The sequence below is a fragment of the Nocardia lasii genome (genome assembly GCF_042658545.1).
GTDB lineage: Bacteria > Actinomycetota > Actinomycetes > Mycobacteriales > Mycobacteriaceae > Nocardia > Nocardia lasii.
In genome coordinates, this window is record NZ_JBHSQN010000013.1 from 373,182 (window position 1) to 389,316 (window position 16,135).

The window sequence follows — 16,135 nt, forward strand, 5'->3', positions numbered from 1 at the left end:
CGCCGAACCTAATGGATTTCCCGCTCAGATGATGACCTGGGCAGCCCTTTCGGCAAGGATGGGGGGTGCGCCCGAACCTTTCGTGACGGGTGGCCCGCACATCAAGCGGGCAAGCCCGGGGACAGCGACGCCGACCAGCAGTTCAGCCCCCAGTACGAGGAGCAGATTTGACCGACCTGATCCACTCTGCAGCTTCCGACGAACCCGTAGCGACCCCGCCCGCGGACACCAAACCCACCGGCGAACGGGTGCGGGTGATCCGCGAAGGAGTGGCGTCCTACCTACCCGATATCGACCCCGAGGAAACCAGCGAATGGCTGGAGTCCTTCGACCAGATGCTCGACCGTGAGGGACCCGGCCGCGCCCGGTATCTGATGTTGCGGTTGCTCGAGCGCGCCGGCGAACGGCGCGTGTCGATTCCGGCGCTCACCTCCACCGACTACGTCAACACGATCCCCACCGAGAACGAGCCGTGGTTCCCCGGCGACGAGGAGGTCGAGCGCCGCTTCCGCGCCTGGATCCGGTGGAACGCCGCGATCATGGTGCACCGCGCGCAGCGTCCCGGAATCGGTACCGGCGGCCACATTTCGACCTACGCGTCCTCGGCGGCGCTCTACGAGGTGGGCTTCAACCACTTCTTCCGTGGCAAGGACCATCCCGGCGGCGGCGACCACATCTACATCCAGGGCCACGCCTCGCCCGGCATCTACGCGCGCGGTTTCCTCGAGGGGCGGCTCAGCGCGGACCGGCTCGACGGGTTCCGCCAGGAGTACAGCCACGGCGGACTCGGCAAGGGCCTGCCGTCCTACCCGCACCCGCGCCTGATGCCCGACTTCTGGGAATTCCCCACGGTGTCCATGGGTTTGGGCCCGATGAACGCCATCTACCAGGCCAGGTTCAACCACTACCTCACCGATCGCGGCATCAAGGACACCTCCGACGAGCACGTGTGGGCGTTCCTCGGCGACGGCGAGATGGACGAGCCCGAGTCGCGCGGTCTGATCCAGGTGGCCGCCAACGAGGCGCTCGACAACCTCACCTTCGTGATCAACTGCAACCTGCAGCGCCTCGACGGCCCGGTTCGCGGTAACGGCAAGATCATTCAGGAACTCGAGTCGTTCTTCCGCGGCGCGGGCTGGAACGTGATCAAGGTGGTCTGGGGCCGCGAGTGGGACGCGCTGCTGGGCGCCGACCGCGACGGGGCGCTGGTGAACCTGATGAACTCCACCCCCGACGGCGACTACCAGACCTACAAGGCCAATGACGGCGCCTACGTGCGCGACCACTTCTTCGGACGCGATCCGCGCACGAAGGCGTTGGTGCAGAACATGTCCGACAGCGAGATCTGGAATCTCAAGCGCGGCGGGCACGACTACCGCAAGGTCTACGCGGCGTATTCGGCGGCGATGGCGCACAAGGGCCAGCCCACGGTGATCCTGGCCAAGACGATCAAGGGCTACACCCTCGGCAAGCACTTCGAGGGCCGCAACGCCACCCACCAGATGAAAAAGCTTGCCCTGCAAGACCTCAAGGACTTCCGCGATCTGCAGCGCATCCCGATCAGCGACGCCGAGCTGGAGAAGGACCCGTACCTGCCGCCGTATTACCACCCGGGCATGGACAATCCGGCGATCCAGTACATGCTCGCGCGGCGCAAGTCGCTCGGTGGTTTCGTGCCGGAGCGGCGCAACGCGGCCAAGCCGTTGAAGCTGCCGGGCGACGAGGTGTATCGCTCGGTGCGCAAGGGCTCGGGCAAGCAGCAGGTCGCCACCACCATGGCGCTGGTGCGCCTGGTCAAGGAACTGTTGCGCGACAAGGAGATCGGCAAGCGGATCGTGCCGATCATCCCCGACGAGGCCCGCACCTTCGGCATGGACTCGTGGTTCCCGACGCTGAAGATCTACAACCGCAACGGCCAGCTCTACACCTCGGTCGACGCCGAACTCATGCTCGCCTACAAGGAGAGCACCGTCGGGCAGATCATGCACGAGGGCATCAACGAGGCCGGTTCCACCGCGTGCTTCACCGCCGCGGGCACCGCGTACTCCACCCACGGCGAGCCGATGATCCCGCTCTACATCTTCTATTCGATGTTCGGGTTCCAGCGCACCGGCGACAGCTTCTGGGCGGCGGCCGATCAGCTGGCGCGCGGGTTCGTGCTCGGCGCCACCGCCGGTCGCACCACGCTCACCGGGGAGGGGTTGCAGCACAACGACGGTCAGTCGCTGCTGCTGGCCTCCACCAATCCCGCTGTGGTGACCTATGATCCGGCGTTCTCGTTCGAGATCGCGCATATCGTTCGCGACGGTCTGCGCCGGATGTACGGCGGCGGTGAAGCTCCGAACAGTGTGCTGCCCGGCACCGATGTGCCCGCGGTGGGCACCTTCGGCGGGGAGAACATCTTCTACTACATCACCCTGTACAACGAGCCGTATCAGCAGCCGGCCGAGCCCGACGACCTCGACGTGGCGGGTCTGCTCAAGGGTCTGTACCTGTACCAGCGCGGTGGTGAGGGCGAGATCCGCGCCCAGATCCTGGTCTCCGGCGTGACGGTGCCCGACGGGTTGCGCGCGCAGGAGCTGCTGGCGAAGGAATGGGGCGTTTCCGCGGATGTGTGGTCGGTGACCTCGTTCGGCGAGCTGCGTCGCGAGGCCCTCGACAAGGAGATCGTGGCGCTCAAACACCCCGACACCGATCCGGGTTCGCCCTATGTCACCCAGGCGCTCTCGGCCGCGCGCGGGCCGGTGGTGGCCGCGACGGACTGGATGCGCGCGGTCGCCGATCAGATCCGCCAGTGGGTCCCCGGCGACTACATCACCCTGGGCACCGACGGGTTCGGCTTCTCCGACACCCGCCCGGCCGCGCGTCGGGTGTTCAACGTCGACGCGCAGTCGATCGTGGTCGCGGTGCTGGAGGGTCTGGTCAAGGACGGCACGTTCGACAAGGCCAAGGCGGTGGAGGCGGCCGCGAAATACGGCATCGACAGCGTCGCCGCCGCGCCGAAGCCGAGTGCGGACGCGGGCGAGGAACTCGCGTAGCGGACTATTGGACTGTGGAGCGCAAACCGCCGCGGCCCCGTCGGATCACCGAGGGCACCAGCGAGCACGAGGTCTATCTGCCGACGGGGGCACTGTCCCCGAACCGGCAGACCCGTGATCCGCTGCCCGACACGCTGCTCAAGCGGGTCAAACAGTTCTCGGGGCGACTGTCCACCGAGGCGGTGGGGTCGATGCAGGATCGGCTGCCGTTCTTCGCCGATCTGGACGCCGCGCAGCGCGCGGGCGTGCAGATGCTGGTGCAGACGGCGGTCGTGAACTTCCTGGAGTGGTTGCAGGATCCCGATTCCGATATCCGCTTCAGCCTGGACGCGTTCCAGGTGATTCCGCAGGATCTGGCGCGGCGGCTCACGCTGCGCCAGACCGTGGACATGGTGCGGGTGGCCATGGACTTCTTCGAACAGTGGCTGCCCGCGCTCGCGCGCAACGATCGGCAACTGGTGGCGCTCACCGAGGCGGTGCTGCGATACGGGCGAGAGCTCGGTTTCGCGGCCGCCTCGGTGTACGCCAGCGCGGCCGAGTCGCGCGGCGCCTGGGATACCCGCCTGGAGGCCCTGGTGGTCGACGCGGTGGTCCGGGGCGATACCGGGCCCGACATGCTCTCCCGGGCCGCCACGTTGAACTGGGACGCCACCGCGCCCGCCACCGTGCTGGTCGGGACACCCCCGCAGGACCAGGGCGTGTCCACGGTCGGCGCGGTGCACACCATCGCGACCAAACACGGCAGGGCCGCGCTGGCCGTGGTGCAGGGCGCGCGGCTGGTGATGGTGGTCAGCGGGAATCTGGGGGACTCGGGCATCGGCTCGCCGTTCCTCACCGATCTGCTGGCCGAGGTGTTCTCCGACGGCCCGGTGGTGATCGGCCCGACCATGCGCACCCTCGGCGCCGCGCACGCCTCGGCCATCGAGGCGCTGGCGGGCATGGAGGCCGTCGTGGGCTGGCGGGGCGCGCCAAGGCCGGTTCACGCCGCGGAGTTGTTACCGGAACGGGCGTTGCTGGGCGATAGAGCTGCGATAGAGGCGCTGAACGAGTATCTTGTGCTCCCGTTGGCTGCTGCCGGATCTTCGTTATCCGACACACTCGACGCCTACCTGGATTGTGGCGGAGCGGTAGAAACTTGCGCTCGGCAGCTGTACGTCCATCCAAATACCGTTCGGTACCGACTCAAACGAATCGGTGAGGTCACCGGGCGTGATCCGATGAATCCTCGGGACGCGTATGTGCTCCGGATCGCAGCCACAGTGGGACGATTGACACGAACGCATAACGAATCGTCTCCTCCTGCCCCAGAAGAACCATCCGTCCCATTGGCCAACGACCCCGTGTAACGGGATTGGCGAATCGGTCGATCGGGACACCCCACCTCGGATTTTGTGGGACCCCTACAAAAGCGATCGACAAGCTTCATTCGCGCCGACATCTCGTGCGGCGGGGGTCACAGTGTTGTCTTAAGGGGTGATCGCGTTGCTCACCCCTGGACAGGGGTCCCAGACACCCGGCATGCTCACGCCGTGGCTCGCACTTCCCGGTGCGACTGATCGCCTCGAGCTCTGGTCCAAGGCCGCAGGCCTGGATCTGGTTCGTCTCGGTACCACCGCGACGGCCGAGGAGATCGTCGACACCGCGGTGACACAGCCGCTCGTGGTCGCCGCCGCACTGCTCGCGTTCGCCGAAATCGCCCCCGAGGCGTTCCCGGCGGATACAGTCGTCGCCGGACACTCGGTCGGTGAATTCGCCGCCGCCGCTGTCGCCGGTGTCATCACCGCCGACGAGGCCGTCGCCCTCGCCGCCATCCGCGGCCGGGAAATGGCCAAGGCGTGTGCGTTGGAACCGACCGGCATGTCCGCGGTGCTCGGGGGCGACGAGGCCGCCGTGCTCGCGCGCCTCGCCGAACTCGATCTCGTTCCGGCCAACCGCAACGCGGTCGGTCAGATCGTGGCGGCGGGCGCACTGGACGCCCTGGCCGAGCTCGCCGCGAACCCGCCGGAGAAGGCGCGGGTCCGCGCGCTGCCCGTCGCGGGCGCGTTCCACACCGCCTACATGGCTCCGGCACAGGAAGCTGTCGCCGACGCCATCGCCGCGATCTCGCCCAGCGACCCGATCCGCACGCTGCTGTCGAACTTCGACGGGCAGCCGGTCACCTCGGGCGCCGACGCGATCGCCAAGCTGGCCGCCCAGGTCACCCGCCCCGTGCGGTGGGACCTGTGCACCGAGACCATCCGCGCCGCGGCCGTGGCGGCCGTGGTCGAATTGCCGCCGGCGGGCACGCTCGTCGGCATCGCCAAGCGGGAACTGAAGGGCACGCCCAATCTGGCCCTCAAGACCCCCGAAGACCTCCCCGCGTTGGTCACCCTGACCACTGCGGGCTAGCTTTCCCCCGGCGGCCGCGCACGACGAAGTGGGCGACCGTTGCCGACCCTACAAATAGAAACAAGAAGGGAGCCACCAAAGTGGCCGCTCTGACCCAGGAACAGATCGTCGAAGAACTCGGCAAGATCATCGAAGAGGTTACGGGTATCGAACCCTCCGAGGTGACCGTCGAGAAGTCCTTCGTCGACGACCTGGACATCGACTCGCTGTCCATGGTCGAGATCGCTGTGCAGACCGAGGACAAGTACGGCGTCAAGATCCCCGACGAGGATCTGGCCAGCCTGAAGACCGTGGGCGACGCTGTCTCCTACATCCAGAAGCTCGAGGCGGAGAACTCCGACGCCGCCGCGGAGCTCAAGGCCAAGTTCGACGGCGAGTAGGGCCGAACTTTGACCACTCCTGCTCCCAGCACTTTGAACGGGAACTTCCCCAACGTCGTCGTCACGTCGATGGCGGCGACCACGTCGATCGCTGGTGACGTCGATGCGACGTGGAAGGGACTCCTCAACGGTGAGAGCGGAATCGACGTTCTCGAGGATTCCTTCATCGAGGAATACGACCTGCCGGTGCGAATCGGCGGTCACCTGAAGGTCAGCCCCGACACCCTGTTGAGCCGGGTCGAGATCCGCCGGATGGCGTATGTCGAGCGCCTGGCGACCGTGCTCGGTCGTGAGGTGTGGAAGAACGCGGGCAGCCCGGAGGTCGACAACGACCGTCTCGGCGTCGCGATCGGCACCGGACTCGGCGGCGGCGACGCCCTGATCGACTCGGTCGACAAGCTGAAGAACGGCGGCTATCGCAAGATCTCGCCGCTGGCTGTTCAGATGGTCATGCCGAACGGTCCGTCGGCGGTCGTCGGTCTCGAGCTGAAGGCCAGGGCGGGAGTGGTCACTCCGGTCTCGGCGTGCTCGTCGGGTTCGGAAGCCATCGCCAACGCGTGGCGGATGATCGTGATGGGTGACGCCGACATCGTCGTCACCGGTGGCGTCGAGGGCTTCATCGACTCGGTGCCGATCGCGGCGTTCTCCATGATGCGCGCGATGAGCACCCGCAACGACGATCCGAAGGGCGCCTCGCGTCCCTTCGACAAGGATCGTGACGGGTTCGTCTTCGGCGAGGCCGGCGCGCTCATGGTCATCGAGACCGAGGAGCACGCCAAGGCACGCGGGGCCACCATCCACGCCCGCCTGCTCGGTGCCGGTATCACCTCCGACGGGTTCCACCTGGTGGCGCCCGATCCCGAGGGCACCGGCGCGGCCAGGGCGATGACCCGCGCGATCCAGACCGCCGGGCTGACCAAGGCCGACATCACTCACATCAACGCCCACGCGACCGCGACTCCCATCGGTGACACCGCCGAGGCGAACGCGATCTACAAGGCGATCGGCAAGCACGCCTCGGTGTACGCGCCGAAGTCGGCACTTGGTCACTCGATCGGCGCCGTCGGTGCCCTCGAGTCGATCCTCACGGTGCTGGCGATCCGGGACGGCATCGTCCCGCCGACGCTGAATCTGGACAACCAGGATCCGGCGATCGACCTCGATGTGGTGCACGGGGAAGCCCGTCGCCAGGAAATCGAGTACGCGATCAACAATTCCTTCGGTTTCGGCGGGCACAACGTGGCGCTCGCCTTCGGTCGGGCGTAACAGCCGCATCGACTGCATTCCGATCCCCGGTGGGGGTCGTGCCAACTGAATGGTTCGACTCCCACCGGCGGTTCGCCACAGCAGCCGCCCCCGCGGCAGATCTTTTTTGCGAAGGAGTGAGCGCGATGACCATCATTGCTCCCGCGTTTCAAGACACCACCACCGATCCGCGCGACCCACTGGGTCGGCTCCAACGTTTCTTCGACCCCGGCACCGTCCTGCCGCTGCATCCGCGCGACCGCTCCGGCGTGCTCGCCGCGATCGGCGAGGTCGACGGGGTCCGCACCGTGGCCTACTGCTCCGACGCGACCATCATGGGTGGCGCGATGGGAGTCGAGGGCTGCAAGCACATCGTCGACGCGATCGACACCGCCATCGAATCCGGCGTTCCCGTGGTCGGCCTGTGGCACTCCGGCGGCGCTCGCCTGGCCGAGGGTGTCGAGGCGCTGCACGCGGTCGGGCTGGTCTTCGAGGCCATGGTCCGCGCGTCCGGTCTGGTTCCGCAGATCTCGGTCGTGCTCGGTTTCGCCGCCGGTGGCGCCGCCTACGGGCCCGCGCTGACCGATGTGGTGATCATGGCGCCGGAGGGCCGCGTGTTCGTCACCGGGCCCGATGTCGTGCGCTCGGTCACCGGCGAGAACGTCGACATGGCGACCCTTGGCGGTCCCACCACCCACTTCAAGAAGTCCGGCGTGTGCCATATCGCCGCCGACGACGAGGCCGACGCGCTGCACCGCGCGCGCCGCCTGGTCTCGATGTTCGCCGAGCAGGGCGAGTTCGACCTGGTCGCGGCCGAGCACGGCGACGTCGACCTCAAGGCGATGCTGCCGGAATCGGCCAAGCGCGCCTACGACGTGAAGCCGATCATCCACGAGCTGCTCGACAACGTGGAGTCGCCCGACGGCGACACCGAGTCCTCGTTCGAGGAACTGCAGGGTGGTTACGCCCGCAGCATGGTGACCGGTCTGGGTCGGCTCGGCGGTCGCACCGTCGGCATCCTGGCCAACAACCCGCTGCGCCTCGGCGGTTGCCTCAACTCCGAAAGTGCCGAGAAGGCAGCACGTTTCGTGCGCCTGTGCGACGCGTTCGGGATCCCGCTGATCGTGGTCACCGACGTGCCCGGGTACCTGCCCGGTGTCGGTCAGGAACTCGAGGGCGTGGTCCGTCGCGGCGCGAAGCTGCTGCACGCGTTCGCCGAGGCCCGGGTTCCGCGCGTCACCCTGGTGACCCGCAAGATCTACGGCGGCGCCTACATCGCCATGAACGCCCGCGCGCTCGGCGCCACCGCCGTCTACGCCTGGCCCGGCTCCGAGGTCGCGGTCATGGGCGCCAAGGCCGCCGTCGGCATCCTGCACAAGAAGGCCCTCGCCGCCGCGCCCGAGTCCGAGCGCGAGGCCCTGCACGAACGCCTCACCGCCGAACACGAGCAGATCGCCGGCGGCGTCGAACGCGCGGTCGCCATCGGCGTCGTCGACGAGGTCATCGACCCCGCCAAAACCCGCAGCACCATCGCCGCCGCCCTGGCCGCGGCCCCGGCCCGCCGCAGCCACCACAAGAACATCCCCCTGTGAGCTGAACGCGGTAGACGCTCGGCGGCCGTTGCCTCTTCCCGAATTCAGGAAGTGGCAGCGGCCGTTTCGCTGTCGGTCCAGTCGTATTCGTCGATGTCGAGTTCCGCGCCGGTCGCGACCAGGAATTCGAGGACTGGCAGCGAGAGGTGCCATCCCAGTGGGCGAGGCCAGGTGCGGGCCTCTGACCAGAGCGTTCCGTCGGGTGCTCCGTGCACACCCTCCGAGTCGTTGTAGATGCGCACGACCTGCATACCCGCGCGCACATCCGGCCGCTGTGTCAGTGAAATCAACTGGGGAAGAATAGGTGTCACCCGTGCGATCAGGTGCTCGATCTGGTCATCGATACTTTCGGCACTACGCCTGACGATTTTCCAACTGTGGTTCCGGGGAATGCGGTGCTGCGCGGATTTGCTTCCCAGCACTGAGGTTTCGTCGGGATCCATCGGTAGCAGGGCAGCCATCTCGAGCGCTGACATCGTTTCGCTGTGCAACGCGAAATAGGAATACTGACGGATCTTCATCACCGCGAGATCCCACCACGGATCTGTCGGCTTGTCAGCCGGGTTTCGGGGGACTTTCGGCCCCGGGAATTCGTCCCGGGGCCGATGTTCGTCTGGCGGGGTTCGGTCAGGGGGTGGGGTTGCGGCGGGTGGTGGCGAGGCCGATGAGGGCGAGGCCGAGGGCTAGCAGGGTCAGGGGGACCCATACGTTCATGAGCGACAGGGTGGTCGCGTTTTCGGCGAGTTTGTTCGCGGTGGTGGTGACTTCGGGGTCGGTGGTGCGCAGGGTGGTGATCGAGAGCGGGACGGTCGGGACGTCCTTGCCGTCGACCGCGACGGTCGCGTAGATGCCCTGGGTCTGTTCGACCCGCAGCGGCGCGCCGAACTGGGTGTCGATGGCGCCGCGGACATCGTTGGTGGTGGCGAAGCCGAGGTCGAGCATGTCGGGCAGGGTCGGCAGCGCGGCGGCCAGGGTGGCGCGCGACTGTTCGGGCACGACGCCGGCCTGCAGCATGCCAGCGATCAGCATCTTGGGCAGCTGTGCGGGGAACGCGGTGAACTTGCTCAGCACGGCCTGGTCGGCGACGGGGCCGACGCCCTCGACGTGATAGTTGTACACGTGGCGTCCCTCGAGATCGCCCTCGTCGACGAAGGTGGCGGGCTGGGCGACACCGGCGACCGAGTCGTACAGCATGGTGCCGTCCTTGGGCGGGTTCATCGGCCAGGTGAAGACCAGGCCCGAGTGCGCTTCGAAGTCGGGGCGCTGCGCGGCGGGGACCAGCGCGTCCCGCTGGGCGTCGCTGAGCGCCACGGCGCCGTAGTCCACCCGGCTCACCGCGTAGGTGTGCACGTCGTTCTGGATGCTGCCGTCGGGCATCGTGATGGCGGCGGACCTGGTGACGATCGCGGTGTCACCGTCGACCGCGTTGACCACCACGCCGGTATCGGCGGTGATCGGCAGCGCCGGGGTGAGCAGGTTGGCGAGATCGCCTGCGGCGAGAGCTTGGCCGTTCAAAGCCTGGGTTGTTCCCGCGTATTTCTGGAAGGAGTTCAGGTCCGCGGGCAGCTTCATCGACGAGGGCACGATCACGAATCGCAGCACCACCGCCCCGATGACGAGCACAGCCCCCAACAGCGCGAATACCAGCGCTGACTTCCTGAAACGCGATAATTGAACAGACACGGTCGAGCTCCTTGGATCCGCTTGCACTGCACCGTCCGATCACTCCGTCGGCTTCGGAATTGAAACATGTTCCAGTGCGGGTGTGGCGGAATCGGGCACATCGCCGCGCATAATGGCGAGGTGCGCTATGAGGAACTCGCCGACGTCCCGTGTTCGATCACGCGGCCGCTGGTGATCTTCGGTGATCGCTGGACCCTGCTGATCCTCAAGTACAGCTTCGCCGGGGTGCGGCGATTCAACGCGTTCCAGAGTGCCCTCGGCATCTCGCGCAGCCGCCTGCGCGACCGGCTCGACCGGCTGATCGAGCACGAGATCCTGGTGAAGCGCCCCGCCGCGGACGGCGCCTACGAGGAGTACCGCCTCACCGAGAAGGGCCACGCCATCTACCCGATCCTGATGGCGATCCGCGACTGGGGCGACACCTACCTGGCCCCCGACGGCCCACCCGTGCACTACCGCCACCGCGACTGCACCGGCGAGGCCCACACCCACCTCACCTGCGACACCTGCGCAGCCGAGGTCACCGCCCGCGACATCACCCCCGAACCAGGCCCCGGCATCACGCTGGACAGTTGATCACCACGCTGTGGTGTCCGGATCGGAGGTGATCTGCGGTCACCAGAGCGTGGTGATCTTGATCGGGGTCAGGAGTGCCAGGTGATCTGGTCTTGGAGGGGGGCTCGGGCGGTGCGGAAGGTGTTGATCGGGTGGGTGGGGTCGGGGTGGCCGAAGGAGACGCCGAACACGACCTTGCGGGTGTCGGGGATGGCGAAGTAGTCGCGCAGGAAGGGGGAGTAGGAGGCCAGGGCGGCTTGGGGGGCGGCGCCCAGGCCGAGGGCTTGGGCGCCGAGGAGGAAACTCTCGAGCCAGAGGCCGCAGTCGATGGCGCCGTAGATGCCGAGGTCGGCCTCGGAGGTGACGATGGCGACGTGGGGGGCGTCGAAGAGTTCGAAGTTGCGCACCATCTGGCGCATGGTCTTCTCGTGGTCGCCCTTGGCGATGCCGACGCTGTCGTAGAGCTGGAAACCGCAGGCGCGGCGGCGGTCACGGTAGACACCCTCGTAGGCGGCGGGGAAGTCGAAATCCGGTGTGCTGCCCGAGGTTTGGATGTGGGCCAGGAGTTCCTTGCGGAAGCGGTCGGTGCCCTCGCCGGAGGTGATCACGACCTGCCACGGCTGGGTGTTGCACCACGACGGGGTGCGTTGGGCCAGGGTGAGGAGCTGTTCGATGGTGGCGCGGTCGACCTGTTCGGGGGTGAACTGCCGGCAGGTCCAGCGGTCGTCGGCCAGGCGTTGGAGGGTGGCGAAATCGCCGGTGTCGTGGTCGGTCTGCGCCATCGCGCGGCTCCCTCGGTTGCGGAAACTGGTCTCATTTTGAGACTAATTTAGCAGGCGGGTCGACACCGGGGAACCCTTCGCGCCTACGGTGCGCCGACCCGATTTCGGGGCACAATCGACGCATGGCTTTGCAGGCCCGTGACGCGCAGGAGCGCAAACGGCACGGCAGGCACTACACGCCCCCGGAGCTCGCGCGGTTCCTGGCGCGTCGGGCGCTGCGGTACGCGCCGCGCGCCGGTGAGCTGCGGGTGCTCGACCCGGCATGCGGGGACGGCGAACTGCTGCTGGCCGTGCATCGCGAGCTCGCGGCGAGCGCGCCGGGGATCACGGTGCGGCTCACCGGCTACGACCTGGATCGCCAGGCGCTCGATCTCACCGCCGGTCGGGCGGCGGCGCTCGGTGTCGAGATCGACTGTCGAGCGGGGGATTTCCTCGCCGAAGCCGAGGAACTCGCGGATTCCTCGTTCGACCTGATCATCAGCAACCCGCCGTATGTGCGGACCCAGCAGCTCGGCGGCGCCACCGCGCAGGTGTTGAGCAGGCAGTTCGGGCTGCGGGGGCGCATCGACCTCACGCATCCGTTCGTGGCGATCGCGCCGCGGCTGCTCGCGCGCGACGGGGTGCTCGGGTTGCTGTGCGCCAACCGGTTTCTCACCACCAGGGCCGGGGCGAATCTGCGGCGGATCCTCACCGAGGACCTGACGCCGGTGGAGCTCTACGACCTCGGTGACACCAAACTCTTCGCCGCCGCGGTGCTGCCCGCGATCACCATCGCGCTGCGGGCGACCGGGCCGCCGCAGTGTCGGTATGTGTCGGCGTACGAGGAGGTGGGGGTCGAAGCGGACTGTGCCACTGCGCTGTTCGATGCGTTGGCCGGGGATTCGGGCTGTCGCGTGGGGGTCGGTGCGCGGGTGTTCGCGGTGGAGGTGGGTGTTCTGGTGACGGGGGACCGGGTAGGTGGGCACGAGGTATCTACCCACGACTCGCTGGGAGAGGGGGCGGTACGTGAGGGGAGAGGGCCCGGAGTGGGGTCGTCGGAAGAGGAGGCCGAAGTTTCCAGGAGTGGCTCAGCGGGGAGAGCCGCGATGGGGGTCTCAGCGGGAACAGGGTCGGTGGAGGGGTCGGCGGGAAGGGCGGTGATCGGCGGGGGAGTGGTGCGGGTGGGTGGCTCGGCGGGGAACACGCTGGGGCGGCGGGGGGAGGACGCGTGGCGGATGTCGCGGCCCGGGGTCGATCGCTGGCTGGGTCGGATTTCCGAGCGCACCTGGCGGTCGTTCGGGGAGGCGGGGCGGATTCGGGTGGGGATCAAGACGACGGCGGATCGGGTGTTCATCTCGGATCGGTGGGAGCAGAAGCAGCCGTGCCCGGAGCCGGAACTGTTGCGGGCGTTGATCACTCACCACGATCTGCAACCGTGGCGGGTCGCGATGGCGCGCGGCACGCGGGTGCTGTATCCCTACGACTTGTCCGAGCCGCGCCGGACCACGATCGACCTCGACGAATTCCCTTGCGCGGCAGAATATCTGCGCTCACACGAACAGGCGCTGTCGGGCCGACGCTATGTGCTCGACGGCGGTCGCGAGTGGTTCGAGATCTGGGTGCCGCAGCGTCCGCACCTGTGGCGGGCACCGAAGGTGGTGTTCCCCGATATCAGCGAGCGACCCCGCTTCGCCCTGGATCGCTCGGGCGCGGTGGTGAACGGCGACTGCTACTGGATCTCGCTCACCGACCTCGGCGATGCGGCCACCGATCTGGCGTATCTGCTGATGGGCGTGGCGAATTCGGCGCTCGGGCTGCGGTTCTACGACGCGGTGTGTGGCAACCGGCTGTATTCGGGGCGACGGCGGTGGATCACCCAGTACGTGGCGCGATTACCCCTGCCGGATCCTGGCTGTGCGGCGGCGCGGGAAGTCGTCAGCAGGGTTCGGGCGCTGGTGGAAGACGGTGTGTCGGTGCGGGAGTCGGGCGTCGAGGAGGCGGTGGCGGCGGCGTTCGGGGTGTCAGCGGATGCCGACCATCGGTAGCAGGGTGCGGCGGGCGAAATCGCGGCCCGCGTCGGCGTCGTCGAGGGGGATGAGTCCGTCGGGGGTCAGCGCCAGGGACAGGGCCAGCCGCGCCATGACCTCGGCCACCAGATCGGGGTCGAAATCGGGCATGCGCAGTTCGCGGAGTTTCTCGGCCAGGTAGCCGCGGCCGACGGCGAGGATGGGCCCGGCCTCGGTGGTCAGGCGCGGCAGAATGGCATCGGGTTCGGTGGCGAGCAGGCGGCGCAGCAGTTCGTTGCCCGCGATGGTGGTGACGAAGGCGACGAAGATCTCCACCAGCTGCTCGTCGGGTTCGGTGACCGCGCGCACCCGCTCGTCGATATCGATCACGTAGCGTTGCGCCTCGCGCACGCCGACGGCTTCGACCAGGTCGTTCTTGGATTCGTAGCGGCGATACAGGGTGGCGGGGCTGATGCCGGCACGCCGCGCGATCTCGCCCATGCTGGTGCGTTTGATCCCGAAGTCCAGAAACGCCGACAGCGCGCTGTCGAGGATCTGTTCCCCGTCGGTTCCGGGTTTCTCCTGGATCCGCGCGAGGAACGACGAGACGGTAGGCATGGGCACGAGGCCCATTATCCCTGTGCGGAAAGATCCAACGCGGCCATCTCCTGCTCGATCGCATTGGCCGCGAAATGTATCCCGCGAGAACGGAGTTCGTGAACGCGGGATTGTAGTGCCTCGATCCCGCCGGGCTGCGCCGCGATATCGGCCACGCTGAGCCGCCCCGCCGCGTGGTGTACACCGGAATGCACGTAGGCCACCGTGATACCTCCTGCCTCGCGTACCCGGTGCCGATCGTCACTCTGGTGATCGGGCGCAGTACGCAGGGCAAATGCTATCAGGAATCCCTACTGGTCGTTTGCTCAGTGTGACGGGTCACAACACCTCGGCGTCCCGGTGGGTGCTCAGGTTGTGCAGATACACCGCCGCGTTGAGCTTGATCCCGTCCTGCTGGGCCTCGGTGAGTTCGCGACGCACCTTGCCGGGCACGCCGGCCACCAGCGAGCCGGGCGGAATCTGGGCGCCCTCGGGGATCAGCGCGTTGGCCGCGATCAGGCTGCCCGCGCCGATCACGGCGCCGTTGAGCACCGTCGCGCCCATGCCGACCAGCACATCGTCGCCGATGGTGCAGCCGTGCAGGATCGCGTTGTGGCCCACCGAGACGCCGCTGCCGACGGTGAGCGCGAAGCCGGGGTCGGCGTGTAGCACGCAGCCGTCCTGGATATTGGTGCGCGCGCCGATGCTGATCTGCTCGAGATCGCCGCGCAGCACCGCCGAGTACCAGATGCCGACCTCGGCGCCCAGCCGCACCCGGCCGATGACGGTCGCGTTCGGCGCGACCCAGGCGCTGTCGTCGATCTCGGGCGTGAAGCCGCTCACCTTGATGATCATGAGCTGATTATTACGCCGTACCGCCTACGCGCCGCCGCCGAGGTACCAGTCCGGGGTGCCTTCGGTGGGCAGGTCGCGCAGTTTCTCCGGGTTGCGCACGACGTTGATCGCGACGACGCGGCCCGCGTCGATGACGAACGCGAAGACACCGGTGTTGGTCCCGTCGAACACCACCAGCCCCGGCATGCCGTTGACCAGCACCGCCCGTCCCCAGCCGCCCGCGGCCGAGGGCGCGTGGTACCAGCCGAGCAGCATCTTGGCGATGAGTTCGGCGCCGCGCACCGGCTTGCGGATGGCGGGCACCTTGCCGCCGCCGTCGGCGGTGAGGACCACGTTCTCGTCGAGGACGCCGAGTAGCGAGCTCAGATCACCGGAGCGCCAGGCCAGGGCGAAAGCCGAGACGACCCGCTCCTGTTCGGCCGGTGAGGCCGGGAAACGTGGGGTGCCGTTCTCGACGTGTTTGCGGGCGCGGGAGGCGAGTTGGCGCACGGCGGCCGGGGTGCGACCCACCACCTCGGCGACCTCCGGTCCGGTCATGCCGAACACGTCTTGCAGCACGAACGCGGTGCGCTCGGCGGGGGAGAGGGATTCGAGCACGATCAGCAGGGCGGTGGTGACGCGCTCGTCCTGGGAGATGCGGTCGGCCGGGTCGTCCCAGGAAGTGACCTCCGGTTCCGGCAGCCATTCGCCCACGTACTGCTCGCGGCGGGCCCGCGCGGACCCGAGTTGGTCCAGGGCGATTCGACCGGTGACGGTGGTGAGCCAGGCGCGCAGGTTGTCGATCTCGGCGGCCCGACCCGCCTCGAACTGGCGTTGCAGCCGCAGCCACGCCTCCTGCACCACGTCTTCGGCGTCGGCGATGCTGCCCAGCGTGCTGTAGGCCAGCCGCCGCAGGTAGGGGCGGTGTTCCTCGAACCGGCGGGCCAGTTCGGCCTGGTCGAGGGGCTGCGATGAGGTCATGGTCGGTGCCGTTCGGTCGGTGCTGTGCGGTCCCGGCGAAGTGCCGTCACCGTGATGACGAACCACCTGCCGCGA

The 16,135-nt window shown here is 67.9% G+C and carries 15 protein-coding genes; 8 read left to right on the forward strand and 7 right to left on the reverse strand.

The features are described 5' to 3' along the window. The first annotated feature begins 167 nt into the window (after positions 1 to 167). From aceE to ACFP3H_RS20225, 6 genes are all read left to right on the forward strand, one after another. Positions 168 to 3,038, forward strand: coding sequence for a pyruvate dehydrogenase (acetyl-transferring), homodimeric type (aceE, locus tag ACFP3H_RS20200; protein WP_378608318.1), 2,871 nt, complete (start codon positions 168 to 170; stop codon positions 3,036 to 3,038). A 44-nt stretch (positions 3,039 to 3,082) separates the two neighbouring features. Further along, the gene (locus ACFP3H_RS20205; RefSeq protein ID WP_378608428.1) at positions 3,083 to 4,384 is read left to right on the forward strand and encodes a PucR family transcriptional regulator; all 1,302 of its coding nucleotides are present in this window, start codon (positions 3,083 to 3,085) and stop codon (positions 4,382 to 4,384) included. A gap of 127 nt (positions 4,385 to 4,511) precedes the next feature. Continuing rightward, positions 4,512 to 5,426 carry an ACP S-malonyltransferase gene (locus tag ACFP3H_RS20210; RefSeq protein ID WP_378608320.1) on the forward strand — a complete coding sequence of 305 codons (915 nt, stop codon included), beginning with the start codon at positions 4,512 to 4,514 and terminating at the stop codon, positions 5,424 to 5,426. An 80-nt stretch (positions 5,427 to 5,506) separates the two neighbouring features. After that, entirely contained in the window at positions 5,507 to 5,806 is a 300-nt protein-coding gene (acpM, locus tag ACFP3H_RS20215) for a meromycolate extension acyl carrier protein AcpM (protein ID WP_378608321.1), read from the forward strand. A gap of 9 nt (positions 5,807 to 5,815) precedes the next feature. Beyond that, a complete protein-coding gene (locus ACFP3H_RS20220) occupies positions 5,816 to 7,072 on the forward strand; it encodes a KasA/KasB family beta-ketoacyl-ACP synthase (protein ID WP_378608323.1) in 1,257 nt (418 codons plus the stop codon). A gap of 125 nt (positions 7,073 to 7,197) precedes the next feature. Then, positions 7,198 to 8,643, forward strand: coding sequence for an acyl-CoA carboxylase subunit beta (locus ACFP3H_RS20225; RefSeq protein WP_378608324.1), 1,446 nt, complete (start codon positions 7,198 to 7,200; stop codon positions 8,641 to 8,643). A 44-nt stretch (positions 8,644 to 8,687) separates the two neighbouring features. Here ACFP3H_RS20225 and ACFP3H_RS20230 read toward each other — a convergent pair whose 3' ends face one another. Continuing rightward, the gene (locus ACFP3H_RS20230) at positions 8,688 to 9,164 is read right to left on the reverse strand and encodes a DUF4279 domain-containing protein (RefSeq protein WP_378608430.1); all 477 of its coding nucleotides are present in this window, start codon (positions 9,162 to 9,164) and stop codon (positions 8,688 to 8,690) included. 106 nt (positions 9,165 to 9,270) lie between these two features. Next, positions 9,271 to 10,326: a porin PorA family protein gene (locus ACFP3H_RS20235; RefSeq protein WP_378608326.1), complete on the reverse strand. Its 1,056-nt coding sequence runs from the start codon at positions 10,324 to 10,326 to the stop codon at positions 9,271 to 9,273. 120 nt (positions 10,327 to 10,446) lie between these two features. On the opposite strand from ACFP3H_RS20235, the gene ACFP3H_RS20240 reads away from it, so the two are divergent. Then, complete coding sequence (locus tag ACFP3H_RS20240; protein ID WP_378608327.1) at positions 10,447 to 10,902, forward strand: winged helix-turn-helix transcriptional regulator; 456 nt, start codon at positions 10,447 to 10,449, stop codon at positions 10,900 to 10,902. 68 nt (positions 10,903 to 10,970) lie between these two features. Here ACFP3H_RS20240 and ACFP3H_RS20245 read toward each other — a convergent pair whose 3' ends face one another. After that, complete coding sequence (locus tag ACFP3H_RS20245) at positions 10,971 to 11,663, reverse strand: nitroreductase (RefSeq protein WP_378608329.1); 693 nt, start codon at positions 11,661 to 11,663, stop codon at positions 10,971 to 10,973. 122 nt (positions 11,664 to 11,785) lie between these two features. Between ACFP3H_RS20245 and ACFP3H_RS20250 the strand changes: the two genes are divergently transcribed. After that, entirely contained in the window at positions 11,786 to 13,687 is a 1,902-nt protein-coding gene (locus ACFP3H_RS20250) for an Eco57I restriction-modification methylase domain-containing protein (RefSeq protein ID WP_378608331.1), read from the forward strand. On the opposite strand, the gene ACFP3H_RS20255 is transcribed toward ACFP3H_RS20250, so the two are convergent. From ACFP3H_RS20255 to sigJ, 4 genes are all read right to left on the reverse strand, one after another. Continuing rightward, positions 13,664 to 14,266 carry a TetR/AcrR family transcriptional regulator gene (locus ACFP3H_RS20255; RefSeq protein WP_378608431.1) on the reverse strand — a complete coding sequence of 201 codons (603 nt, stop codon included), beginning with the start codon at positions 14,264 to 14,266 and terminating at the stop codon, positions 13,664 to 13,666. The two genes, ACFP3H_RS20250 and ACFP3H_RS20255, sit on opposite strands and share 24 nt — an antisense overlap. Positions 14,267 to 14,280: 14 nt before the next feature. Continuing rightward, positions 14,281 to 14,469, reverse strand: a complete 189-nt coding sequence (locus ACFP3H_RS20260; protein WP_378608332.1) for a hypothetical protein — start codon at positions 14,467 to 14,469, stop codon at positions 14,281 to 14,283. A 115-nt stretch (positions 14,470 to 14,584) separates the two neighbouring features. Next, positions 14,585 to 15,100, reverse strand: a complete 516-nt coding sequence (locus tag ACFP3H_RS20265) for a gamma carbonic anhydrase family protein (RefSeq protein ID WP_378608334.1) — start codon at positions 15,098 to 15,100, stop codon at positions 14,585 to 14,587. A gap of 24 nt (positions 15,101 to 15,124) precedes the next feature. Then, the gene (gene sigJ / locus ACFP3H_RS20270; protein ID WP_378608335.1) at positions 15,125 to 16,060 is read right to left on the reverse strand and encodes an RNA polymerase sigma factor SigJ; all 936 of its coding nucleotides are present in this window, start codon (positions 16,058 to 16,060) and stop codon (positions 15,125 to 15,127) included. Positions 16,061 to 16,135: the final 75 nt, after the last annotated feature.